17 protein-coding genes and 5 pseudogenes are annotated in these 23,714 nt (G+C 70.2%); 3 read left to right on the top strand and 19 right to left on the bottom strand.

Annotation, left to right across the window (positions count from 1 at the left end):
• Nucleotides 1–372 precede the first annotated feature (372 nt).
• Nucleotides 373–1,404 (bottom strand): Acg family FMN-binding oxidoreductase, encoded by a 1,032-nt coding sequence (locus G6048_RS34210; protein WP_165343481.1) that lies wholly within the window; start codon nucleotides 1,402–1,404, stop codon nucleotides 373–375.
• A 198-nt stretch (nucleotides 1,405–1,602) separates the two neighbouring features.
• Between G6048_RS34210 and G6048_RS34205 the strand changes: the two genes are divergently transcribed.
• Complete coding sequence (locus G6048_RS34205) at nucleotides 1,603–3,897, top strand: heavy metal translocating P-type ATPase (protein WP_165343480.1); 2,295 nt, start codon at nucleotides 1,603–1,605, stop codon at nucleotides 3,895–3,897.
• Between the two features lie 76 nt (nucleotides 3,898–3,973).
• Here the strand turns inward: G6048_RS34205 and G6048_RS34200 are convergent.
• Nucleotides 3,974–4,144: pseudogene (locus G6048_RS34200) on the bottom strand (flavodoxin domain-containing protein); the annotation flags it as partial.
• 107 nt (nucleotides 4,145–4,251) lie between these two features.
• Between G6048_RS34200 and G6048_RS34195 the strand changes: the two are divergent.
• A pseudogene (locus G6048_RS34195) lies at nucleotides 4,252–5,310 on the top strand (GerMN domain-containing protein); the annotation flags it as partial.
• A 362-nt stretch (nucleotides 5,311–5,672) separates the two neighbouring features.
• Here G6048_RS34195 and G6048_RS34185 read toward each other — a convergent pair.
• From G6048_RS34185 to G6048_RS34165, 6 genes and pseudogenes are all read right to left on the bottom strand, one after another.
• Complete coding sequence (locus tag G6048_RS34185) at nucleotides 5,673–6,422, bottom strand: glucose 1-dehydrogenase (RefSeq protein WP_165337620.1); 750 nt, start codon at nucleotides 6,420–6,422, stop codon at nucleotides 5,673–5,675.
• 133 nt (nucleotides 6,423–6,555) lie between these two features.
• Nucleotides 6,556–6,678 (bottom strand): annotated as a pseudogene (locus tag G6048_RS34180) (CBS domain-containing protein); the annotation flags it as partial.
• 110 nt (nucleotides 6,679–6,788) lie between these two features.
• Nucleotides 6,789–7,052 (bottom strand): cation transporting ATPase C-terminal domain-containing protein, encoded by a 264-nt coding sequence (locus G6048_RS50210; RefSeq protein WP_235990670.1) that lies wholly within the window; start codon nucleotides 7,050–7,052, stop codon nucleotides 6,789–6,791.
• Nucleotides 7,049–7,231 carry a hypothetical protein gene (locus G6048_RS50205; RefSeq protein ID WP_235990673.1) on the bottom strand — a complete coding sequence of 61 codons (183 nt, stop codon included), beginning with the start codon at nucleotides 7,229–7,231 and terminating at the stop codon, nucleotides 7,049–7,051. Before G6048_RS50205 ends, G6048_RS50210 begins: the two co-directional genes overlap by 4 nt.
• Nucleotides 7,231–7,413, bottom strand: a pseudogene (locus tag G6048_RS34170) (IS5/IS1182 family transposase); the annotation flags it as partial. The pseudogene G6048_RS34170 and the gene G6048_RS50205, both read right to left, overlap by 1 nt.
• A 43-nt stretch (nucleotides 7,414–7,456) precedes the next feature.
• Entirely contained in the window at nucleotides 7,457–8,206 is a 750-nt protein-coding gene (locus G6048_RS34165; protein WP_235990668.1) for a hypothetical protein, read from the bottom strand.
• Between the two features lie 135 nt (nucleotides 8,207–8,341).
• Here G6048_RS34165 and G6048_RS34160 point away from each other — a divergent pair.
• Nucleotides 8,342–8,877: pseudogene (locus G6048_RS34160) on the top strand (IS701 family transposase); the annotation flags it as partial.
• Nucleotides 8,878–8,955: 78 nt separating this feature from the next.
• Here G6048_RS34160 and G6048_RS34155 read toward each other — a convergent pair.
• The 11 genes from G6048_RS34155 to hpaB form a co-directional block, all read right to left on the bottom strand.
• Nucleotides 8,956–9,195, bottom strand: coding sequence for a hypothetical protein (locus G6048_RS34155; RefSeq protein ID WP_328827786.1), 240 nt, complete (start codon nucleotides 9,193–9,195; stop codon nucleotides 8,956–8,958).
• Between the two features lie 276 nt (nucleotides 9,196–9,471).
• Nucleotides 9,472–10,998 (bottom strand): carboxylesterase/lipase family protein, encoded by a 1,527-nt coding sequence (locus G6048_RS34150; RefSeq protein ID WP_165343479.1) that lies wholly within the window; start codon nucleotides 10,996–10,998, stop codon nucleotides 9,472–9,474.
• Nucleotides 10,999–11,219: 221 nt separating this feature from the next.
• Nucleotides 11,220–12,656 carry an aldehyde dehydrogenase family protein gene (locus tag G6048_RS34145; protein ID WP_165343478.1) on the bottom strand — a complete coding sequence of 479 codons (1,437 nt, stop codon included), beginning with the start codon at nucleotides 12,654–12,656 and terminating at the stop codon, nucleotides 11,220–11,222.
• The gene (locus G6048_RS34140; protein WP_165343477.1) at nucleotides 12,653–14,185 is read right to left on the bottom strand and encodes a GMC family oxidoreductase; all 1,533 of its coding nucleotides are present in this window, start codon (nucleotides 14,183–14,185) and stop codon (nucleotides 12,653–12,655) included. The genes G6048_RS34145 and G6048_RS34140 overlap by 4 nt, the downstream gene beginning before the upstream one ends.
• Nucleotides 14,186–14,456: 271 nt before the next feature.
• Nucleotides 14,457–15,788 (bottom strand): MFS transporter, encoded by a 1,332-nt coding sequence (locus G6048_RS34135; RefSeq protein WP_165343476.1) that lies wholly within the window; start codon nucleotides 15,786–15,788, stop codon nucleotides 14,457–14,459.
• 382 nt (nucleotides 15,789–16,170) lie between these two features.
• Nucleotides 16,171–17,127, bottom strand: coding sequence for an AraC-like ligand-binding domain-containing protein (locus G6048_RS34130; protein WP_165343475.1), 957 nt, complete (start codon nucleotides 17,125–17,127; stop codon nucleotides 16,171–16,173).
• A 198-nt stretch (nucleotides 17,128–17,325) separates the two neighbouring features.
• Complete coding sequence (hpaD, locus tag G6048_RS34125) at nucleotides 17,326–18,330, bottom strand: 3,4-dihydroxyphenylacetate 2,3-dioxygenase (RefSeq protein WP_165343474.1); 1,005 nt, start codon at nucleotides 18,328–18,330, stop codon at nucleotides 17,326–17,328.
• The gene (gene hpaE / locus G6048_RS34120; RefSeq protein ID WP_165343473.1) at nucleotides 18,327–19,814 is read right to left on the bottom strand and encodes a 5-carboxymethyl-2-hydroxymuconate semialdehyde dehydrogenase; all 1,488 of its coding nucleotides are present in this window, start codon (nucleotides 19,812–19,814) and stop codon (nucleotides 18,327–18,329) included. Before hpaE ends, hpaD begins: the two co-directional genes overlap by 4 nt.
• Nucleotides 19,811–20,743, bottom strand: a complete 933-nt coding sequence (gene dapA, locus G6048_RS34115; protein WP_165343472.1) for a 4-hydroxy-tetrahydrodipicolinate synthase — start codon at nucleotides 20,741–20,743, stop codon at nucleotides 19,811–19,813. The genes hpaE and dapA overlap by 4 nt, the downstream gene beginning before the upstream one ends.
• Nucleotides 20,740–22,212 (bottom strand): fumarylacetoacetate hydrolase family protein, encoded by a 1,473-nt coding sequence (locus G6048_RS34110; protein ID WP_165343471.1) that lies wholly within the window; start codon nucleotides 22,210–22,212, stop codon nucleotides 20,740–20,742. Before G6048_RS34110 ends, dapA begins: the two co-directional genes overlap by 4 nt.
• Nucleotides 22,212–23,678 carry a 4-hydroxyphenylacetate 3-monooxygenase, oxygenase component gene (hpaB, locus tag G6048_RS34105; protein WP_165343470.1) on the bottom strand — a complete coding sequence of 489 codons (1,467 nt, stop codon included), beginning with the start codon at nucleotides 23,676–23,678 and terminating at the stop codon, nucleotides 22,212–22,214. Before hpaB ends, G6048_RS34110 begins: the two co-directional genes overlap by 1 nt.
• Nucleotides 23,679–23,714 lie beyond the last annotated feature (36 nt).

Raw genomic sequence — 23,714 nt, 5'->3', positions numbered from 1 at the left:
CGGGTGATCTGGGCCTGCTGGCGCGACGGAGCCTGCTACGACCCCGAGATCCACCAGGCCAACGGAAAGATCAACACGACCGCCGACACCCCCTTGGCGGCATAGAGGTTGACTCAGGAAACTCATGGGGGTTCCTCCCGCTCGTGCGAATCCGAGAGTGGGGGGAGGATTGCGCCGCCAACGCCACAGCCGTACCTTCGTCGCCTTCCCGCGACGTGTCCGCGCCATCGTTCGGCACCCCTCTCACCGTGGCGCAGTCGGCCTGAACGCCTTCCGCTTCGAATCTCTCAGCCCGGCCACGGAGACGGGATGGGCCGACCAGGCTCCCCCAGGGGACCTCCGGACCCGTTTCCCGCATCCCGCGATCCCCGTTCAGCGTCCTGTCGAGGCCGCGGTCGTCACCGCCCTGCCGGAACGGGTCCTGAGGAGCACTGCTGCGGGCGGGCGACGCGGTGTGGTCCATGTGTGCGTGGGGTGGCCGAGGCGGAGGATCATCTGCGGGAAGTGGCCCCCGGTGAGCCTCGCCTGCAACTCCGCGCGCAGCTCGGGCAGTTCGAGGGGCTGGGTATGAAAAGCCGCCATGACGCGATGGGCCGCCGCGTACAGCAGCACCCGCTGGAGCGCCTGGCCGGCCCGCATCCAGTCCAGCCGGGTGTCGTGCGCAGTCGTCAGTACGGCGACGGTGCCTGTCCTCGGACTCCAGCGCCGAGGACGGGAGTCACACCCTCCTGCGAGGCCCGTATAGTCGCGTCCGGCGAGGAGCGCGCGGACCGGGTCGCGGCGGCGCGCCTCGGCCGGCACCCGTTCCAGCCACGACCGCCGGGCGGGCCCCGAGAAACCGGTCACCTCCGCTACATGACCGGCATCGGCACGGTGCACGGCCTCCGCCACCCGCACCGTCTCCGCGAGCAGCCTCAGCTGCTCCGGATGGTCGACGATGTGCAGCCGGGCGCCCTCGGCCATGGCGTGGTCGCTCAGCTCGTCGATCAGCGACGGCGGCACGGGCTCGGCCTCGAACTGCCCGCGGTGCGTGTGCCGGTGCGCCATGGCGTTTTCCATCAGCATCACCTCGCGCGTGGCCGGAAGGTACGCTCCCCAGCCGACGCGGGCCAGGAAGGCCGGGTTCCCGGGTTCGGGAAGCAGGGACACGGCGGGCCGGAAGCCGAGATGCCGTACCGCGACCCGGGTGTTGAACAGCGCGGCCCCGCAACTGATCAGCATTTCCCGGCCGCCCGAATCGGTCAGAGGCAGCCGCCGCCCGGCGTCGGTGTGGACCTCGAATCCGAAGTCCTCGTCATCGGCGACGAACAGCCAGGGCTGGGTGTTGTGCAAAGAGGGCGCCAAGGCGGCGGCGCGGGCGAGGTGGAGGGCCGCGTGACTGGGACTCTCGTACGACACGGACATGGTGTTCCGCCCTTCGTGTACCAACTGCCTCCAGCGTCCGTGCCCCGCAGGACCCCCGGACAGGGGCCGACCGTCCCCCGCTCTGGTCTGTGCGGCCCCAGTGCTGTGCACCGTGCGTGCGTGCATGCTGGGCCTACGGCCCTTCGTCGACACCGCGGCCGTGGGGCGGACCGGCTTCGGGTGAGGCCAGGAGGCAGGATGAGTGCGCGTCTCGTGCGGAGCAGGACGGACTTCCTGCTGTTCCTGGTGACCGCAGTGGCACTCGCCGCCGGTTCAGTGGCCTGGCTGGCGGATGCCCCTGGTGTGGCGGACCTGTGCTGGGCCGCGGGGACGGTGGCGGCCGTGGTGCCGGCGGTGGTCTGGATTCTGCGCGCCCTGCACCGCGGGCACGCGGGCGTCGACGTGATCGCCGTGCTGGCTCTGGTCGGCACTCTCGCTGTACGGGAGTACCTGGCCGGATCCCTGATCGCCCTGATGCTGGCCACCGGCCGGGCACTGGAGGCGGCCGCACAGCGCCGGGCCTCGCGCGACCTGAGCGCACTCCTGCGGCACGCGCCGCGGTCGGCCCGCCGACGCACCGGGTCCGAGGTGCGCACAGTACCCCTGGCCGAGATCTCCGTGGACGACCTGCTGGTGGTCGGGCCGGGTGAGGTGGTCCCGGTGAACGGCCGGGTCGGCATGGATACGGCTCTCCTGGACGAATCGGTGCTCACCGGGGAGTCGCTCCCCGTCGAACACGTTCGTGGCGAGCTGGTTCGCAGTGGTGCCGTCAACGCGGGCGGCGCCTTCGAGTTGCGGGCCACGGCCACCGAGGAGGACAGCGCGTACGCGGAGATCGTCCGGCTCGCCCGGCAGGCCGGTGCCGAGACCGCCCCTGTGGTGCGTCTCGCTGACCGGTACGCCGCCTGGTTCGTACCCCTGTCGCTGGTCGTGGCGGGGCTCGCCTGGCTGGTCGGCGGGTCGGCCACGTCGGCCGTCGCCGTCCTGGTGGTCGCCACGCCCTGCCCACTGCTGCTCGCCGCTCCGGTGGCGATCGTCTCCGGGCTCTCACGGGCGGCCCGCCTCGGCGTGGTGATCCGGGACGGCGGCGCCCTGGAGACATTGGGCCGGGCACGCACCCTCGTCCTGGACAAGACGGGCACGCTCACGACGGGCCGCCCGCGCGTCGTCGACGTGACCGCCGCTCCGGGCCACGAGACGGCGGAGGTACTGCGGCAGGCCGCCTCCCTCGATCAGCTCTCCCCGCACGTCCTGGCTCAGGCCCTCGTCGACGAAGCCCACCGGCGCGGTCTGGAGCTGTCCCTGCCGACGGACGTGTGCGAGCAGCCGGGACGAGGCGCCACGGGAACCGTGGAGTGCCACCGGCTCTCGGTCGGCCGGATACGGGTCGGACCGGACAGCCCCTCGTGGGTCCGCGCGGTCGACAACCGGGCGGTCCTGGACGGCGCGTCCGTCGTGTGGGTGACCGCCGACGGCACGGTCACCGGAGCTGTCCTGCTGCGCGCCCCGCTGCGCCCGGACGCCCCCAGGACACTGCGGCGCCTGCGCTCGGCCGGCATCCGGCGCCTCCTGATGGTCACCGGGGACCGCGCCGAACCCGCCCGCGAGGTCGCCTCGGTCCTCGGCCTCGACGCCGTGGAAACCGGGCAGAGCCCCGCCGACAAGGTCGCGGCGGTGCGTGCCGAACGCGCCCACGCCGTCACCGTCATGATCGGCGACGGCGTAAACGACGCACCGGCGCTCGCCGCCGCCGACATCGGCGTCGCCATGGGCGCCCGCGGCTCGACCGCCTCCTCGGAGGCCGCCGACATCGTGCTCACCACGGACCGCGTGGACCGCCTGGCCGACGCGATGGGCATCGCCGTACGATCCCGGCACATCGCCGTCCAGAGCGCGCTGGGCGGCATGGTGATGTCCCTCGCCGCGATGGTGGCGGCGGCGTTCGGGCTGCTGCCTCCGGCGGCCGGAGCCCTGCTCCAGGAAGGCATCGACGTGGCCGTCATCCTCAACGCCCTGCGCGCCCTGCTTACCGACCGCACTACCCGGCCGGTGCTCACGCCCACCGCGGAGGACCTCGTCCACCGGTTCGCGGCCGAGCACGACGACCTCCGCGAGGTGGTGGAAGCCGTTCGGACAGCCGCCGACCGGCTCTCCGGCGCGTCGGAGGAACAGGCGAGGGCGGCCGTCGAGCACGTGCACCGACTGCTGACCGACCGGCTACTGCCGCACGAGCACGCAGAGGAATACCAGCTCTATCCCGCGCTCGCCGACTCCCTCGGCGGGCCCGAGACCACAGCCACGATGAGCAGGGCCCACGCCGAGATCGACCGCCTCGCCGGACGCATCGCCACCCACCTCACCCTCACCGACGCCGAAGGACGCCTGCGCCCGGAGAACCTCGACGACCTGCGGGCCTGCCTGTACGGGCTCTACAGCGTCCTGCGCCTGCACTTCACGCAGGAGGAGGAGAACTACTTCTCGCTGGCGCCGTGAGGTGGCGAACCTGCTGCACGGCGAACACGGGCGAACACCGCGAGGCGACGGGTATCCCGCCCGTCGCCTCGCTCCGTCAGTCCTTCTTCCCCGCCGTGCCCACGAGCTCGGTCGCGACGCGCGCCGCCCACTCCTCGATCGCCGTGAAGTCCTGGAATTCCCCGCCCTTACCGTTGCGGAGAAGCATCCGTGCGAGCCACCCCTTCGTGCCCTCTTCCAGACAGCCTCCGAAGGTGACGTGTCCGACCGCGCAGCGACCGGTGAGTGTCCCACCTCCGGTCGGTGCACGCGGGGGTCAAGCGTCCCCGCGCCTGTGGCAGCGGCTCGGAGCCCATACCTGATTCCGCGTCACCTATGGCCGAGTGGCCCGGGATCGGTGCCGTACGGCCCATCACCCTGGGGCCGTACGGCACTTGGGGCACCTGCTCCAGAGGGTGTTGCCTGGGATCGTTGGAGGAGGCTGACATGAGCACAGAGATCTCCACCAGGCGTCCGTCCCACCGGCTGCGTCGCGCGATGGTTCTTGCCGCGGCGGCCCTGCTGGCGTCGTCCGCAGTGACCGCATGCGGAAGCAAGACCGGCGGCTCGGGCGAGTCTTCCGGCACCGGCCCGTCGAGCACACCGAGCACCGGGGCCACCACCGGCAGCACTGCCGGAAACGGCAACACCACTCCAGGGCAGAGCAGTTCCCCCGGTTCCGGCACTGCGGGAACGCCCAGCACGCCCTCTGCGCCGACGACCTCCGGTGGCGGTCCCCGCCAGGTGCGCACAGGGGTGTACTTCCTGCACGGGGAGAAGGTCTCGCCGGCGCCGCGCACCGTGGCCACGCCCACCACCGCGGCAGGCGCCCTGCGCGCCCTGCTGGCCGGCCCCAACCGCTACGAACGGAGCCACGGCCGCACCACGGCCATCCCGTCGGGCACGAAGCTCAACTCGGTCGTGGTCGGCCGCCACATCGCGACGGTGGACCTGTCCGGGCGGTACGACGACGGCGGCGGGAGCCTGTCCATGCAGGCCCGGCTCGCCCAGGTCGTGTTCACCGCGACACGCTTCCCCTCCATCCAGAAGGTGCAGTTCGAACTCGACGGCAAGCCGGTGACGGCCTTCGGCGGCGAGGGCATCGTCCTCGACGAGCCGGTGGGACGGGCCGACTTCGAGGACCTGTCGCCGCTCGTCCTCGTCGAGTCGCCGATGATCGGCGACACCATCCGCACCCCGGTCAGGGTGTGGGGCACCGCCAACACGTTCGAGGCGACCCTCCGGCTGAAGATCACCGACGCCGCCGGGCGCACCGTGGCCAACCCGTACGTCACAGCGACCTCGGGAACCGGAACCCGCGGCACGTTCGACGTGACGATCCCCTACAAGGCGACACGCTCGGGCGCCGGTCTGCTCACGGCGTACTGGGAGTCGCCGGAGGACGGCCGGGCGGTGATCGAGGACACGGTGCCGCTGACCGTCATGAACGGGGTGGTCAAGGCGCCGCCACCCAGATCCCGGCGGCGGAACCCGAGCAGCCCGACCGCTGTCAGGGCAACGGCCATCACCGCCAGGAGAGCCAGCGGGGCGATGGTCAGGTCGTCCGCCGGGAGCAGGGGCGTGTGCTGGAACGGGGAGAGGTCTTCGACCCAAGCCGATCGAGGAGATGTGGATCATGGCCTCGGAGCCGGCGGACAGGGTCTCGTAGTCGCGGGCGAGGCGGCGATGCAAAGCCCCCTAGTGCCTGCGGGCCATTGTCGAAGTAGTCCTGCGCCACCACGTCGGTGAATGAGATGTCAGCGTGCGGGAGTGAGGACGGTCGGTGGGCCGGCGGTGACACCACCGTCCAGGACGAACTCCACGCCGGTCGAGAAGGTGGCGTCGGCGACGATGAAGAGCACCATACGGGCGACCTCGTCGGGCTCCCCGAATCGTGGGAGGGGCTGTCCGGCTGTGAACGAGTCGTCGAAGTCGGCCGTCATCGCGGTGCGCACCGCACCGGGGTGGACCGAACAGACGCGGATCCCGTCCGGGGCCAATTCCAGGGCCGCGGCCTTGGTCAGCCCGCGCAGTCCCCACTTGCTGGCCACATACGATCCGATGCCGGCATAGCCGGTGATGCCGGCGATGGAGGAGATGTTCACGATCACGCCTCCGCCGGCCCGGCGAAGAGACGGTGCCGCCGTACGCGTACCCAGCCAGGCGCCTTGGAGGTTGACGTCGATGACCCGCCGGAAGGATTCGAGGGTCTGTTCCTCGATGGTTCCCCACGCAAGGATGCCGGCGTTGTTGACCAGCACCGAGACAGGGCCCAGCTCCTGCTCCGTCTCTGCCACCACCGTCTGCCAGCCGTCCTCGGTGCTGACGTCCAGGTGCGCGTAGCGGGCCGGGCCGCCGAGTTCCGCCGCCAGCTTCTCCCCCTCGGCATCGAGGACGTCGGCGACCACCACGGCCGCGCCCTCGGCCGCGAACAGACGTGCCACAGCGGCGCCGATCCCCCTGGCTCCACCGGTGACGATCGCCACCCGCTCGGTGAGACGTCCCATCATGACCTCCTGAACCAGTGCCTCGACGAAGATCCGTAGGAGCGGCATCGGCCGCGACCGACTCGGCATGACGGCATGACACGTCCGGTCTCAAGGGCCGCAGGACGACGACCGATGGGTCGGTCAGGGGGGCCGCGCAGACGACCTCGACGAAATGGCCCACCTGGTCCTCCGGCAGGTGACGGGCGAGGTCCGCTTCGCTGATCATGCCGACAAGGCGCTGATCGTCGATGACCGGCAGTCGGCGAATCTTGTGCTCGTCCACGCGGGCCGACGGGGCCTGGCCCACCCAGGCCGACGCTCCTCCAGACCAGTGTGGATTCCTCGCCCCCCCGTGCGCATGCCGGGAACAGGCGCGCACGTCACTCAACGTCCCTGGGCTGCCGGTGGACCCGCCTTCGGTAGGCGTTCCGGTCTCAGCCGCGCCTGGAGACGCATGACGACATGCCCGAGGCCGGACAGCACAGCGGCGATGGCCAGATCGGTGGGCCGAAGCGGTTCCGTACCCAACAGGTCCCGCAGGGGTGGCAGATAGACACCGGCGGCCTGAAGGCTCAGCGCCACCCTCACGGCGACCAGCAGGAATGGGTTGGCCAGGCTGCCCGGGCGAGCCCGGGAGCCGAGGGTCACGCCGAGCTGGGTCGCCCGGGCACCAGGAAGATCATGGATTGCCAGGGGCGCCCGGTCTCCCGGGCCCAGACGCCGACCACGAGGGTCACGGTGGCGACGAAGGCCCCCATGAACAGGATCCGCGGCCACAGGCCGGCCCCCAGCACGCTCTCCTCGGGAGGCTGGGGCGAGTTGCGCATCGTGTGTACGCGGTGACCAGCAGCACCCGGTCCTCCAGCGGCAGGCTCCAAGGTCGGCCCCTGCGCACTGGGTCCACGCCCTCTCTCCGCAATGCAGTGACCAGCCTCCCGAACTGACGCGGGCTGAGCCCGGCGAACGGGGCTATCCAGGACGGCTCGGACGCCGTGATCGCTCCTGCCATACGGAGATCATCTCGCGCGGCAGGATCCATCTTGCGGCCCTGCCTACGCGGACTGCAACTCGCGAACTCGAGCACGGAAGATACGCCAGCGCCGCTCGTTGTCATGCACCAGCATTGCCGACTCCGCCATCAGGTCCGCCGCCCGGTCCAGCAGTTCGGAAGCCGAGTACAGGTAGGCGGGGGCCTTCCGCTCGCCTCCCAGGTCGGCCCGCAGTGCCGCCGGTGCGAAGTCGACCTTGGCAAGCAGGTCAAGGACGCGCCGCAACAGCCGTGCGATCAGGGACTGCAGTGCAGCCGACTGCCAGTCATTGGCGATGATCCGGTGCCGCTCTCCGAGCAGGTCGGCCAGCGCGGAGTAGGCGGCCAAGCTCCCCGCGATCTCCCACGCCTGCCCCATCGCCTCGGCCAGCCAGGCACCCGACTGCTCGGCGTCATCCGCCGCCTGTCGGACCTCACGCTTCAACCGCTGCAGTTCGGCCGGCTCGCCCTCGCCCTCCATGAAGAGGACTCCCGACTCCGCGACGAGTCCGGGGGCATTCAGGTCCTCCGTACCGGCGAACCCGACCGCCGACGCCTGCTCACCCACGCCGACCACGCTCCACCGGTCAGCCAGCGCCTTCAGCACCCGAGAACGCGCCTGCAGCTCACTGGCCTGCCGCAACGGCGCCTGCGAATAGTACTCCTCATGCTCGCGATGGAACCGCGCGAGATTGTCGATCAACTGCAGCAGTGACTCAGGAGGGCGGAGCTGCGCTTCATTCTCAGCCATGTCGACAGACTGCACCGCGCCCATGCGCACGGACCTCAAGGCACACGCCCGCCGCAGTAGATTCCAGCCGTCCGGCGCTCAGAGATCATTTGCGGGACAGCCCTTAGTAGGACTCCGTTAGGTCTTTCTGTCGGTGGTGTTCAGCGGCATGGTGGATGTGTGGACGCACATGAAGTGAACCGTGCTCGGGCGACGTTGGCGTTATTCGTGGCTGACGTGTTCGCGGCGGTGCCGCGCAAGGACCAGCGGGCCAAGAGCGACTGCTATCTGCAGGGACTGATGCTGGACGGGCGGCGCAAGTCCATCCAGGCCATGGCCGCGCGGCTGCCGGATGGCAACGAGCAGAACCTGCAGCAGTTCGTGAACCAGTCGACCTGAGATCCGCTGCCGGAGCGGCGGCGGATCGCGGCGCGGATGGTGCCGAGAATCGGCCCGGACGCCTGGGCCATCGACGACGTGTCGTTCCCCAAGGACGGAAAGATCTCGGTCGCCATCGCGCACTAGCACTGCGGGGCCCTGGATAAGCAGGCCAACTCCCAGGTCGCGGTCAGCGTGCACGCGGCCACCGACACCGCGTCCTGTCCACTGCAGTGGCGGCTGTTCCTGCCCAAGGAGTGGGACAGCAACACTGAACGCCGACGTGGCTGCCAGTGCCCGATGGGGCCGGGCACCGGGAGAAGTGGCGTCGGGAACTGGTGCCTTCGGGGGCAAAGTCAGGGAGCCCGCACGTGGATTGCCCGACAGGTGCACACCCGTCGGGGGTGCATCCGGCGTCAGGTTCCGGAAACCACCGCACCGCCCTGGATGATGTGGCGGAAGTGCTTCGGCTCCGCCAGAACCCCGAGGTCCGCCAACGGATCTCCGTCCACCACCAGCAGGTCCGCGTGCGTGCCCACGGCCAATGTCCCGATCTCCCCCGTCAGGTTCAGCAACTCCGCCATGAGCCGGGCGACCTCGCTTCCGTCCTTGTAAACCATGCGCTTGTACAGGTGGGTCGCCACAGCCTCGGCCAGTTCGGTGGACCTCGGGACGGTGGCCTCTCAAGAAATCAGACGCTACAAAATCGTGGTCGGCGTGCGGGATGGTTGCTGGAGGCGGTGCACTGGGTTGAGTTCCGCGACGGCGATGGGACTTGAAGCCGCGGGGTGCGTGTCGATCCAGGACAATCCCCCTAGGTCGAGTCGGCGGCGTGCACGCGTGACGGCCACCTGGATCTGGACACACGCGGGTTCCCTGCCATTCACGGTCGCCGCCACCCTCGCCCAACGGCACGGAGGAGTCAGTCAGGGTTATGAGGTGATCAGTGGAAGCGCGTTGAACACGTGGTCCTGCCAGAGGCGGCGCGAGGCTTCCTCCGGGTAGGTGGTGGTCATCGGCTCAGTGTCGAGGATGCGCGTCGGGCGGTGCTCGGTGTCGTAGGCGGGCCAGCCCGGATCGCCGGTGGTCGCGAAGGAGGTCCAGGCGGCGCGGACCAGACTGGAAAGGGCATCGGCCTCGTCGAGGTGCGCGGGGCCGATCAGTTCTCCGCCGAGGCCGCCGAACGTACCGAACACGAGCGGGATGTCCAGCGCATGGCAGGCGCCCAGGGCACCGCCGTTCGCCGGTGCGGCCCAGGTGAGTTCGTAGAGGTGGGCCCGGCCGCCTCCCGCCACCTGGGCTTCCGCGAGGTGCAGTGAGGGCATGCGGAAGAGCCAGTCGGACTGGACGAGCTCGAAGAGGCGCTCCGCCGGAGCATCGGGGAAGGCAGTGCGGTAGGCGTGACCGGGGTCCGCGCCCGGCCCGAACGTATGCAGCGCTGCGGCCGCCAGTTCCTCGCCGACCTGACCGAGGAGCCCGCCCAGTGCCATGAACAGCCGGTACTCGTCCCGGTTGTGCCCGATGATCAGCTCCACCTCGCGTGCGGCGCCGTCGGCGAGCGCCTGCCACGGTGCGGTCGGCAGGACCTCTCCGTCGACCGCGGGGGAGTAGGCCGTCGACGTGTGTGCGATCGGTCCCCAGCGGTCCGCGTACTGACTCATCCGGGCGCCGAGGGCAGCCCCCGCCCCTGGGAGTTTGTGCGGATCCACCGCCGAGAGGTCGCTCACCGTGGGCCGCAGCCCGAGCTCGCCCGCCAGGGCGGTGGCGATGTCGGTGGCCAGCTCGTCGGAGAAGAAGGTGCCGGGCACGCTCTGTGCGATGGCCCGCCGGAACAGGCCTCGCGCGCTCGGCATCGCCAGCAGCGCGGCGACGGACCCGGCGCCGGCTGATTCGCCGAACACGGTGACCTGGCCGGGGTCGCCGCCGAAGGCGGTGATGTTCTCCCGCACCCACGTCAGGGCCGCGACCTGGTCGAGCAGTCCGCGATTCGCCGGCGCCCCCTCGATGCGGGCGAACCCCTCGATGCCGACTCGGTGGTTGAAGGTCACCACGACGAGATTCCCGTCACGGGCCAGCCGGCCGGCATCGTAGGCGGGGTCGTCGACGGAGCCGAACTTGTAGGCCCCGCCGTAGATCCACACCATCACCGGGCGCTTCGTCGCCGGGTCCGGATCCGGTGTCCAGACATTGACGGTGAGCCAGTCCTCTCCTCCGGGCGTGGGAGCGGGTACGGCAGGGCTCAACGGCTCCTGCGGTGGCGGGGGACCGAACACGAACGACTCGCGCGTGCCCTCCCATCGCCGCACCGGCCGGGGCGCGGCGAAACGCAGGCTCCCCACCGGGGGTTCGGCGAAGGGGATGCCCCGGAAGACCGCGAGACCGTCCTCGTGGCGGCCGCGCACGACGCCCCCCACGGTGGCGATGTCGGGAATCGGTTCTGTGGCCACGACACTCCTCATTGAGCTCTACCGACCGCCACGCGGTCGCTGTACGAAAACCAGGCGTCGGCTGCATGGTTCTTCAGGGTCCCCGGACGGCCGCGCAGGTTTGATCGTGGAGCCGGGCGACGACGAGATCCTCGTCCGGGCGGACGGGCGGACGGGCGGACGGGCCGCGCATCATTTTCAGGATCGTGCGGTCCGAACCCGCGGAGGCTGTCTGTCCGCGACGGGCGGGCACCTCAGGCGAGCGAGGTCCACACGCTCTTGACCTCCGTGTACGCGTCGATGGCTCCGCTGCCCATCTCCCGGCCCCAGCCGCTGGCCTTGAACCCGCCCCAGGGCGCGGAGGCGTCCACGGGGTTGGGCATGTTGATGAACACCGTGCCCGCCCGAATGGAGCCCGCCACGCGGTGCGCCGCGCCCACGTCGCGGGTCCATACGGCCGCCGCCAGGCCGTACTCGGTGTCGTTGGCGCGGGCGACGGCCTCGTCCTCGTCGTCGTACGGCAGGACGGACAGTACCGGGCCGAAGATCTCCTCGCGGGCGATGCGCATGTCGTCCCGTACACCCGTGAACACGGTCGGCTGGTAGAAGAAGCCCGGCAGGTCGTCGACGGGGGCCCCGCCGGCGAGCAGCTGGGCACCTTCCTGGACCCCGCTGCGCACCAGTGTGTGGACGTGGGCACGGTGTTCGCCGGTGACCAGGGGGCCGAGCTCGGTGTCGGGCGCGCTGCCCGCGCCGAGTCGCATCCCGCTGACGGCCTTGGCGCAGCGCTCGGCGAACTCGTCGGCGAGGGAGCGGTGGACGAGGAACCGGGTGTAGGCGGCGCACACCTGGCCGCTGTTGAGGAGCGCGCCCTGAAGACAGCCCGCCACGGCCGCGTCCAGGTCGGCGCCGGGCAGTACGAGGCTCGGTGCCTTCCCGCCGAGTTCGAGCGAGACACGCTTGAGGTTGCCCGCCGACGCCCGGACGATGTCCCTGCCAGTCTCGGTCGAACCGGTGAAGGAGACCTTGTCCACGCCGGGGTGCTCGACGAGGGCCCGGCCCGCCTCGGGACCACCGGTCAGCAGGTTGATGGCGCCGTCCGGCACACCGGCCGCCCGGCACAACTCGACGAGCCGCACCGTGGTCATCGGGGTCTGTTCCGCGGGTTTGACGATCACGGTGTTCCCGCAGGCGAGGGCCGGTGCGATCTTCCAACTCGCGATCATGAGAGGGAAGTTCCACGGGGTGATCAGCGCGCACACTCCCACCGGCTCGCGCTTGGTGTACTGCAGCACGCCGGGGATGGAGAGTGGCGCCGTCTCGCCGTAGATCTTGGTGACCCAGCCGGCGTAGTGGCGGAAGTGCTCGGCAGCGGTGGCGACGCTGACCGCCATGGAGACGCCGAGCGGCTGGCCTTGGTCGCGCGTCTCCAACTCGGCCAGTTCCTCGGCGTGTTCTTCGATGAGGTCGCCGATGCGCCACAGGATCCGGGCACGCTGGGCCGGGACGAGCCCCGCCCACTCCGGGCTCTCGAAGGCTGCGCGGGCGGCCCGTACGGCCGCGTCGGCGTCCGCGGTCCCCGCCAGGGACACCTGGGCGTGGGGCTGTCCCGTCGCCGGGTCCAGGGTCTCGAACTCCGCTCCGGAGGCCGCGGCTTGCCACTCGCCACCGATGAGAAGGGTATTGGTCACAGCTGTGCTCCCAGGATGAAGTCGGCGCAGCGCTCGCCGATCATGACGGCAGGTGCGTGGGTGTTGCCGGAGGTGACGGAGGGCATGACGGAGGCGTCCGCGACGCGCAGCCCGGCCACGCCGTGTACGCGCAGCTGCGGATCGACGACCGCCATACGGTCGATGCCCATACGGCAGGTGCCCACCTGGTGGTGATAGCTGAGGAGAGTCCGCTTGATGTACGCGGCGACCTCCGTGTCCGTACGCACGTACGGTCCCGGTGCGACCTCGCGGGCCCGCCAGTCGCCCAGCGACTTCTCCTCGCCGATCTCCCGCACCTGCTGCACGGCCCGCACCATGGCCGCGAGGTCCGAGGGCTCGGAGAAGTAGCCAGGGTCCAGGGCAGGAGCCTGGGTGGGGTCGGCCGAGCGCAGCCACAGGCGGCCCCGGCTGAGCGGACGGACCGTCCCGGCGAGGACCGAGAAGCCGTGGCCCTCTTCCGGCACGTTCACATCGGGCACCGGCACTGGTACGTGAGACATCAGCGGCTGCAGGTCCGGCACGGCCAGCGCCGGGTCGGACTTGGCGAAGTAGTGGGCCTCCAGTTTGTTGGCCGTACCCTGCGGCACCGGCCGTGCCGACTCCCACACCACCGGAGCGAGGGTGTGGTCGTGCAGGTTCGCGCCCACTCCCGGCAGATCCGCGGTCGCCCCGATCCCGAGTGTCCGCAGCTCGTCCGCCGGCCCGATACCACTGAGCAGGAGCAGCTGGGCCGATCCGATGGTGCCGCCGGACAGGATCACGTCCCCTTCGCAGCGGATCTCCGTCGTACGGCCTTCACACAGCAGCTCGACGCCCCGCGCCCGGCCACCGTCCACCAGGACGCACGTGACCGCCGCGCCGGTCATCACTGTCAGCAGCGCACTGTCGAGCACCGGCTCCACGAAGGCGGTCCACGCGCTGACGCGCTTGCCGTCGCGGATGTTGCGGTGCAACAGGTTCACGCCGAGCTGGTCCTGGCCGTTGCAGTCGTCGTTGTACGCGATCCCGTAGTCCTGGCAGGCCTCCACGAAGGCGGTGGTCACCGGGTTGGGAGAGTGGTTCCGGCTGACGGGCAGCGGACCGCCGGCCCCGTGGTAGTACGACGCGCCGTCCTCGAAGTCCTCCGAGCGCTTGAAGTACGGCAGCACCTCGTCGTACGACCAGCCCGCAGCCCCCTGGTAGGCCCAGCTGTCGTAGTCGGCCCGGTGGCCGCGGACATAGATCATGCCGTTCAGGGCGCTGGAGCCGCCGAGGACCTTGCCGCGCGGCCAGAACACCTGGGTTCCCGAGGCGTGCCGCTGGGGTTCGGTGGTGTAGGCATGGTCCTGCGGGGAGTTCCACAGCTCCCACAGGCGCCCCGGGTCGTGGATGGCCGGGTTGTCGTCCCGGTCGCCCACCTCGATCAGCAGGACGCTCCGGCCGGCGTCCACGAGTCTGCGGGTGAGGGCACAGCCGGCGGAGCCGGCGCCCACCACTATGTGGTCGTAAACGGTGTGTGTTGCTCGCATGACGGGAGGGTCACAGACAGACGGGCCGCCCGCTTGTGCCGTCGTGCACGGGCTGTTGCGGAGGCGGGCACGAACGGCTGTGCACGGGCGGGCGGACCGGCCCTGTGGCCGGGCGCACATTGCCCCTGCTGGCCTATGGGCGACCTGGCGGCTGCGGTGGGTGACCGGGCCGGACCGCGTGGGCGAACGGCTGGTCCGAGGCAGCACGCGACGGGCCAGGACCACCGAGGTGGTCCTGCCCCGTCGCAGGAGTCGCAGAAAGGGGGGCGGGTCAGGACACGGCGGGTGCGCTCGTGGTGCGCTCCGCAGCGCCGTCGCGGACCGCCGCCGCGTCCTTCCTGCGCAGGACGGCGGGAGCCGTCTCCTGCAGCCCGAGCGCGAGCAGGACGACCAGCCCGGCACCCGCCGCCGAGATGTACATGGCCGTCTCAAGCCCCCAGTTGTCGGAGGCCCACCCGGCGATCACCGGAGCGAGGAAACCGCCGGCGAGCTCCCCGATGCCCATGACCAGGCCCAGGGCGGTCGCCAGCGCGCCACGGGGGACGGTCTCCGCGGGGATGGTCGCCATGAACAGGGTGAAGCAGCCGAGACCCGTGTACGTGAGCACGACCACTGCGCCGAGCACCACAGGGCTGCTCACATACACCACGGCCAGGGGGCAGAGCGCGGCCATCACCGTGAAGACGATCAGTGTGTTCTTGCGGCCGAACCGGTCCGAGATCCCCGGTGTGACGAAGCCCCACACGACCCACGCCACCCCGAGGCAGGTCACGACGCCGCTCATCGTCGCGGGTGAGAAGCCCTTGACCGAGGTCATGTAGACGGGCGCGAACGTGATGATGACGAAGAACCAGGTCATGTACGCGCAGGCGATCAGCACGCAGAGGATGATGTTGCGCTGCCGGAGGATGCTGCCGATGCTCGGCTTGGCCGCGGCATCCACGGACTCCGCCACGGGCTGCGTCATCACACGGCCACCCGGCGGCTCCTCCCGTACCGACCGCCAGATCCACAGGGCGAGCAGCAGGCCGGGGACGATGGTGATGACGAACGCCAGTCGCCAGCTGTACTGCGTGGCGATCCACACCACCGCGAGCGGGCAGAGGATGCCGCCCAGCAGCCCGGCCGAGGACCCCTGCAGCAGGCCCATGTTCAGCCCGCGCCGGTGCTCCTGGGATGCCTCCACCATCAGGGACTGCGACGCCGGCAGTACGGCACCTTCCGCCAGCCCCATCAGCGCCCTGGCTGCCAACAGCGCGGCGAATCCGGTGACCAGCCCGCTCGACGCCGAGAGGCTGGAGAAGAGCACCACCGCGATGATGATCACGGGCTTACGACGGCCGAGCCGGTCGGACAGGCGTCCGGAAATCATTCCGGACAGGGCCCAGGTCAGCGCGAGGGCTCCGGCGAGCGTGCCCAGGGCGGTGTTCGAGAGGGGGATGTCCTTACTGATGAAGGGGACGAGGAAGAAAAGTGCCTGCCGGTCGAAGAAGACGAGGCCAAAGCCCAGGAAAAGGATGACGAGCAGCTTGTTCTCGTAGCGGCGGGCGTCGGGGTTGGCGCCACCGAGCGGAGGGGGTGTGGCGGATCGCTTTCTCAGCATGGATGCCTCATTCGTCGGATGAGCGGGAGCCGGAGAGGCAGGAAGGGGGAGTGCCATGGGGAGAGACAGCACGGCGCCGTCGATCAGCGCAGTGATGCTCTTCGGCCCTGGGGGAGGTCGGGACGTCAGCCCGTTCTTGTGTCTGTGGATGTTCCTGCGTAAGCCGCTCACTGGCGCCCGCGAGGCGGGCCCGTGAGGAGTGTGCGGCTCTCTCTCACGCACGGAGGGTGCACCACGGCGGCCCACTCCGGCTTGCGTGATGGTGCACCGGCCCTTGCTGGGGCGGGCACGATCGGCAGATCCGCCGTTCGGGACGTACTGCGACAGCAGCGAAAGGTCAGCGAAAGGTCGGCGAAACCGCGTGACCGCCGCTGAGCGCTCGCTAGGCGCCCAGCGCCGTGCGCCCGGCCCCGCGTGCCTCCGACGGGCTCATGCCGTAGGCGCTCTTGAATGCGTGGCTGAAGTGGGCGGGGTCGGGAAAGCCCCAGCGGCTTCCGACGGTGGCGACGGGCATATGGGCGAGCGCGGGGTCCGCGAGGTCGCGCAGGCACTCGGCGAGGCGACGCTCCCGGAGCCAGCCCGAGACCGTGTATCCCCGCTCGGCCAGCAGCTTGTAGAGGAAGCGCCGCGAGATGTGGTGGGCGGCCGCGATCCGGTCGGGGCCGAGCCCCGGGTCGGAGAGCCGCTGCTCCATGTACGTGAGGATCCGCTGGGCCAGCAGCTCCCGCCCGTCGTCCTCCAGCGTCACATGCGCGGCGCATCGCTCCGACAGTGTCGCGCCGACCAGGTCGACCACGCTGTCCGCGAGCCGCTGCGTGCCGAGAGCGTCCAGTTGTCGCACCTGCCCGGCCAGTCCGCACAGGAACGGGTGCACCACGGGCCCCAGTCCGTCGCTGCACGACACGGTGGTGGCGATTATGCGGGTCAGGTCGCGCTCGGGCAGCCGGAGCATGACCCGCGGGAACATCAGCACGAGTGTGCGGTACGGCTGGTCGAAGTCGAGTGTGTACGGGTACCGGGTGTCGTAGATGGCCAGCTCACCCGGCTTGAGCAGGGCCTGGCGGTCCGCCTGGGTCAGCATGCACTGCCCGGCCAGCTGAAGGCTCACCTTGACGAAGTCGGCCGGGTCGGAGGCGATGTGCCTACGGGTGTGGGCGACGCCGTGCGGGTCCGCGGCCACCACAGACACCTGCACCGCGCCGAGCTGGGCGGTGTGCAGGGAGGCACGGAAGTCGGGAACCTCGCGCGGCAGCGCCTCCAGCGGCACAAAACTCTGGCCGACCACTTCCCGCCAGAACTCGAAGCGTCCTGCGGAGGTGTCGTCCGACGGAGTCGTCATCGAGGGCATGGGTCTCCTCTGCGGGCCCTTCGGCAAGCCAGCAAGGTAGGCGTGCCGCCGGATACTAACTGTCGTATCCGGTTTTTACAAAGTGTGATGAATGGGGTGTATGAGAAGATCCCGAGTCTGTCGAGGGCGCGGTAAGGGGGTCCCGTAAGGGCGCGAAGCACCTCCGGGTCCCCCTCACCGCCCGGAGCATCAGCCGAGGCCGTCGGCACCCACCTGGACCGCGGACTCGTCGAGGACGGTGTCGGTCACCGGCTGCGGGCGTCCGTCCAGGTCGAGGACGGGAGCGGCCTCCTTGTACCAGGACTCGATGACGGCGTTGCCCCAGAAGTCGCGGCGGCGGTCGTCGCCCACGTTCCAGCGGTATGTCTCGTGGTCCGGGTCACCGGTGTAGTAGTCCGAGGTGTAGATCTCCACGCGGTGGCCGTCGGGGTCCCTCAGGTAGAGGTAGAAGGCGTTGGAGACGCCGTGCCGGCCGGGGCCTCGTTCGATGTGGTGCTCTTTGTGCAGTGAGCCGAAGATGTCGGCCGCGCGCAGTACCTGGTGGGACTCGTGGGTGGCCACCCCGAGGTGGTGCAGGCGCGGCCCGGCACCCCCCGTGAAGGCGACGTCGTGGACGGTCTGCTTGCGGTACATCCAGGCCGCGTACAGCTCGTGCTCGTCACCCTCGATCGTTTCCGAGCAGCCGAAGCCGAGGGACTGGTAGTGGGCGTAGGCGGCCGGGATGTCGGGGGTGCAGATGTTGAAGTGGTCCAGGCGGGCGATCTCGGCGCCGTGGCGGATGTCGTAGCGCTGGATGAGGCGCTCGGCGCGGGCGATCTCGTGGAAGAACTCCACGGGGAAGCCGAGCGGGTCGATGACGCGGACCGCGTCGCCGATACCGTGCGTTCCCTCGCCCTTCTTCAACCGCTTGACCGGGCAGCCGAGTCCGGCGAAGAACTTCTCCGCCTTGTCGACGTCCTCGGGGGTGCGGACGCGATAGGAGATGTGGTCGAGGGCCGCCAGGTCGCCCTTGCGCAGCACGAGAGAGTGGTGGGTGAGTTCGTCCGTGCCGCGCAGGTACAGCGACTCGGCGTCCTCGTACTGCACGTAGAAGCCGAGCATGTCGACCCAGAACCAGCGGGCGGCACCGAGGTCGGTGACGGCGAGCTGGGCGTAGGCGGACCGGACGACGTCGGGGGCGTTCGAGGCGGTCATGATGCGGCTCCGAAGCGGGGGGTGTGCACCTCGGTGAGGGCGACGTGGACGATCTTCGATTCGGTGTAGAAGTCGATGCTGTGGGCGCCGCCCTCGCGGCCGACGCCGGAGGCCTTGACCCCGCCGAACGGAGTGCGCAGGTCACGGACGTTGTGGGAGTTGATCCAGACCATGCCGGATTCGACGGCGTGCGCGATGCGGTGGCCGCGCTTGAGGTCCGAGGTCCAGACGTAGGCGGCCAGACCGAACTGCGTGGCGTTCGCGAGTTCCACGGCCTCGGTCTCGTCGTCGAAGGGAGCGACCGCCACGACCGGGCCGAAGATCTCCTCCTGAAAGATACGGGCGTCGCGTTCGACGTCGGCGAAGACGGTGGGCTGGAGGTAGTTGCCGTCGGCGAGGTGGTCGGGACGGCTGCCACCGGCGACCAGTCGGGCCTCCTTCCGGCCGATCTCCACGTAGTTCAGGACGCGTTCGTAGTGCTCGGGGTGGACCAGCGCGCCGACCTCGGTGGCCGGGTCGGAGGGGGGCCCGACGCGTACGTTGGCGGCCCGCTCCACCAGTCGCCGGGTGAACTCCTCGTACAGCGGGCGCTCCACGAGGACGCGTGAACCGGCCGTGCAGCGCTCCCCGTTGAGGGAGAACACGCCGAACACGACCGAGTCCAGGGCGGCTTCCAGGTCGGCGTCGGCGAAGACGACGACCGGGGACTTGCCGCCCAGCTCCATCGACACCGTCTTCAGGTGCTCGGCGGAGGACCTGATGATGTGCCGGCCCGTGTCGGAGGAGCCGGTGAAGGAGATCAGCGGCACGTCCGGGTGGTCGACGAGTGCCTGGCCGGCCTCCTCGCCGATGCCGTGGACGATGTTCACCACTCCGGCGGGCACGCCTGCCTCTTCGAAGATCTCCGGCCACAGTGACGCGGACAGCGGGGTCCACTCGGCCGGCTTGAGGATCAGGGTGCAGCCGGACGCCAGCGCGGGTGCCAGCTTCCAACTCTCCAGCATGAACGGGGTGTTCCAGGGAGTGATCAGCCCGGCGACCCCCACCGGTGTGCGCACCACATAGCTGAACTGGTCGTCGCCCTGCCGGAACGCCTCCTCGCCGAGCGCCACGATGACGTCCGCGAAGTAGCGGAAGTTCTCGGCGGCGCGCCGCGCCTGGCCGCGGGCCTGCGTGATCGGCAGCCCGGAGTCGTACGACTCGAAGGCGGCGAGCCGGTCATGACGGGCCTCGACGGCGTCGGCGATCCGGTACAGGACGCCCGCGCGTGCCCGGTTGGACAGCCCGGCCCACTCCGGGAACACGAGCCGGGCAGCCGTCACCGCCCGGTCCACGTCGGCTGCGGAGCCACGCGCGGCCTGTGCGTAGGCCGTGTTGGAGACCGGGTCGGCGACGTCGAAGGTGCGTCCGTCCGCGGCATCGACGAGGGCACCGCCGATCCAGTGCCGGATCACGGTGGGAAGGTGCTCAGGGGTGGTGCTCACTGCGCGTCTCCGATCTGCTGGGTGAGGTCTCCGCCCTCGCGGAGCAGCGCGCGGATCTTCGACAGGCCCGCGTCGGTGGGGGAGGCGAGCGGTGGGCGGACATGGGACGACGCGATACGTCCCTGCTGGTGCAGCACCCACTTCGCCGGCGCCGGGTTCGTCTCGACGAACAAGAGGTCGACGAGCGGGTGCAGGCGGTAGTGGAGATCGCGGGCACCGCCGAAATCGCCCGCCTCCCACAGCTCGTACATCCGAGCCACGGCGCCGGGCGCGAGATTGGCGACGGCTGAGACGAACCCGGCACCGCCGAGCGCGAGCAGCGGCAGACACAGCAGCTCGATGCCCGACCACACCACTAGTGAGCGCCCGCAGGCATGCAGAACGCGCGAGAAGTGCTCGAAGTCCTTGGTGGTCTCCTTGACGCCCACGAAGTTCTCGAAGTCGGTGAACAGCCGCTTCACCGTCTCGGGCGCGATGTCGACGGCCGTGCGCGAGGGCACGTTGTAGGCGACGATCGGCAGGTCCGGGAACTCCCGTGCGACGGTCGCGTACCACTGGTACAGCCCCTCCTGCGTGGGGCGCGCGTAGTACGGCGTGATGACCAGCGCGGCATCTGCGCCCAACTCCGCTGCGGCGGCGGTGAGTTCGAGGGTTTCGTCGAGCTTGTGGGATCCGGTCCCGGGCAGGAACGGCACCCGGTCGCCGATCTCCTCGACCGCCGTCCGCATCCCCGCGATCCGCTCGCTGACGCTCTGCGAGCTGGGCTCGCCGGTGGAGCCGCCCAGCGAGATGCCGTGCGAACCGGACTCCAGCTGGAAGCGGATCAGCGCGCGCAGGCTGTCGTGGTCGACGGCTCCGTCCGAGGTGAAGGGGGTGATGGCGGGAGCGATGGAGCCGCGGATGGCGGACGGGTCGCTGCGGAATTTCATGTGGGTTCTCCTTGCGTGCTGTGCTGCTTGCGCCATCGCTCGTACATCTCGTGCCAGTCGGGACCGAGGGGATACAGGCCGTCGATGTCGTGTCCGGCGCGCACCTGCTCGGTGATGAAGCGCTCCCGCTGTTCCTGCTCCCGGCAGTCGGTGATCAGGTCCTCGGCCAGCTCGGGCGGTACGACGACCACGCCGTCCGCGTCTCCCACCAGCAGGTCGCCGGGCTGCACGAGGGCTCCGCCGCAGGCGATCGGCACTCCCGTGTCCCATGGCACATGGCGGCGGCCGAGGACGGAGGGGTGGGCTCCGCCGTGGTAGACGGGCAGCCCCAGTTCGGTGACGGCGACGCTGTCGCGCAGGCCTCCGTCGGTGACCACCCCGGCCGCGCCGCGCTGTTGGGCGCGCAGGGCGAGGATGTCGCCGAGGGTGCCGGCGGAGGTGTCCCGGCGGGCGTCCATGACCAGCACATGGCCGGGTCGCAGCTGCTCGATGGCCCGCTTCTGGGCGTTCATGCCGTTGCCGTACCGCTTGAACAGGTCTTCGCGCAGCGGCAGGTAGCGCAGCGTGTGGGCGACGCCGACCAGCTTCGTGTCCGGCCGTGTGGGACGTACCCCGTCGATGGACATGTGCGGCAGTCCGCGCCCCCGCAACTGCGCGCTGAGTGTGGCGACCGCGACCGAACGCAGTCCGTCCTCGATGCGTTCGTCGAGCTGGGGGCACCTCCCAGCGGTAGCTGGGGGAGGCTCGGGTGTGAACGCGGCTCCGTGGGCGGCCTCGCGTTCGGCCGCGTCCGTCCTCGGCATCGCTCCGTACGTCTCCAGGGCGGGCCCGGAGGCGATGGGGTTGCGCAGCCGCCCGGTGGACTGTCCGCTGCCGGTGACCTCGACCTCCACCGTGTCGCCGGGGGAGACGACGGACGCGCCGGCCGGAGTGCCCGTCAGGATGACGTCCCCGGGCTCCAGGGTGACCAGTCTCGACAGATCGGCGACGAGCTGTCCGAAGGGGAAGAGGAGCGTGTCGGTGGTGTCGTCCTGCACGAGTTCGCCGTTGACCCAGGTACGCAACTGGAGTGCGGCCGGGTCGAGTTGGCGGGCGTCCAGCAGCCGCGGCCCGATCGGCGTGAATCCGTCGGCGCCCTTGGAGCGGAGGTTGGAGCCGCGGTCGGCATACCGCAGGTCGTAGACCCCGGCGTCGTTCGCGGCGGTCACCCACCGCACGTGGGACCAGCCGTCCTCCGGCCGCACCCGCTGGGCCCGGCTGCCGACGACCAGGGCAATCTCACCTTCGAACCCGAGAAGTTCACACCCCTCCGGGCGGACGATGGCCTCCTGGGTGCCTGCCAGCGACGAGGGGGGCTTGAGGAAGTAGGAGGGCTGGGCCGGGATCCGGCCGCGCTCCTTGGCCCGGCTGGGGTAGTTGAGATGGACAGCGATGATCTTCGACGGGGGGTTCCCCAGGGGGTGCGTCATCAGGAGCGCTCCAGGCTGCGCTGATCCAGGAAGTTCTGGACCTTCGCCTTGTACGGCTCGCGGTCGTACGACTTCACGTACGCGCCGGCCATGCGGACGGGGTCGCCGAAGAAGTAGTACTCGTACAGGGCCTGGCGGCTGGAGAAGGCGGAGATGCAGGTGTCCCAGACGAGTCGGAAAAGCTTCACGCGCTCGGCGCCGGTGAGGGTGGCCGACTGGAGGTAGGCCTCGATGTCGGCGGCCGCCGGGCCGGTGATGTCGAGTTCGGTCGGGGTGGCCATCAGGCCGGAGGCGCCGAGCTTTCGCAGGATCTGCGGGAAGCGCTGGTAGAGCTTGGGGTAGAGGTTGCGGGCGGCGTTGAGGGGGGCCCAGGCCGGGGTCAGCACCCCGTACTCGTTGATCTCGGCGTCGGCTTCCGCCGCGCGCAGGAAGGCGCGCAGCGTCTCCAGCGTGGTGATGATCTCGGCGATGTCCTCCTGGACGTGCTGGAACTGCTCGATGCCGATGGCCTCCGTGAGCAGTGTCACCAGTCCGAGGATGTACTCGGTTTTGGCGGTGGTGCGGGTGACGACCTGGTGGGTCATGTGCACCACGGAGGACGTCTGCGAGTAGAAGCCGTTGCACAGCTCGGCGTCACCGAGGGCGAAGCAGCGCTCGAAGGGCACGTGCACGTCGTCGAAGACGACCACACAGTCCGATTCCTCGAAGCGGGAGGCGAGGGGGTGGTCGTGGCGCGGGCGGTCGTAGTCGAGGGGCTCGCGGGCGATGTAGCGCAGGCCGGGGGTGTCGTTGGGGATGGCGAAGGCGTACGAGTACGGCTTGTCCTCGGGTGTGCCGCGGAGCACGGTCGAGGGGAAGACGAGCATCTCGTCGGCGAAGGGGGCGATGGTGGCGAGCATGCGCGCCCCGCGGATCACCACGCCGTTGTCGTCCTCCTTCACGATGCGTGCCGCGAGCTTGCCGCCCGCCTGCTGGGTGCCGGCCACGGCCCGGTTGACCTGCGGCGGGATCAGCGTGTGCGTGCACAGCAGGTCCTCTTCGCGGGCCTTCTCGTAGTAGCGGCGGATGTTCTCGCCGAAGGCGGGGTTGGCCTGGGCGAACCAGTCGGCGGCCGAGGCGAGCGCCATCAGGGAGCTGTTCATGTAGTCGCCGGTGCGGCCCAGCATGCCGTTGCTGTGGTCGGCCCACACCTTGAACGCCTTGCGGCGCTTGACGAGATCGTCGGGTGTGCGCGGAGTGAGGAAGGACGTGCCGACCGGCTCACCGGAGGTGGGGGATGCGTACGTGAGGACGTCCTTGTGTTCGTCGCTGTGCTGGAGGTCGTACAGCTCGGCGTAGGTCTGCACCACGTTGCGGAAAGCGGGGTGTTCCTGGATTCCTCCGGTCAGCGTCTCGCCCTGGATGTGCACGGTGGGGCGGGACTGGGAGAGGCGCTCGAGGAATTCCTTGCCGGTGCGTGCGGCCATGGTGGTTCTCCTGGGGAGTGGGGTGGGGCTTGAGAG

It is taken from the genome of Streptomyces ureilyticus (genome assembly GCF_011045025.1).
In the GTDB taxonomy this organism is placed as follows: domain Bacteria; phylum Actinomycetota; class Actinomycetes; order Streptomycetales; family Streptomycetaceae; genus Streptomyces; species Streptomyces ureilyticus.
The sequence above is the reverse complement of the archived record's forward strand: the minus strand, read 5'-3'. Positions and strand labels throughout refer to the sequence as shown.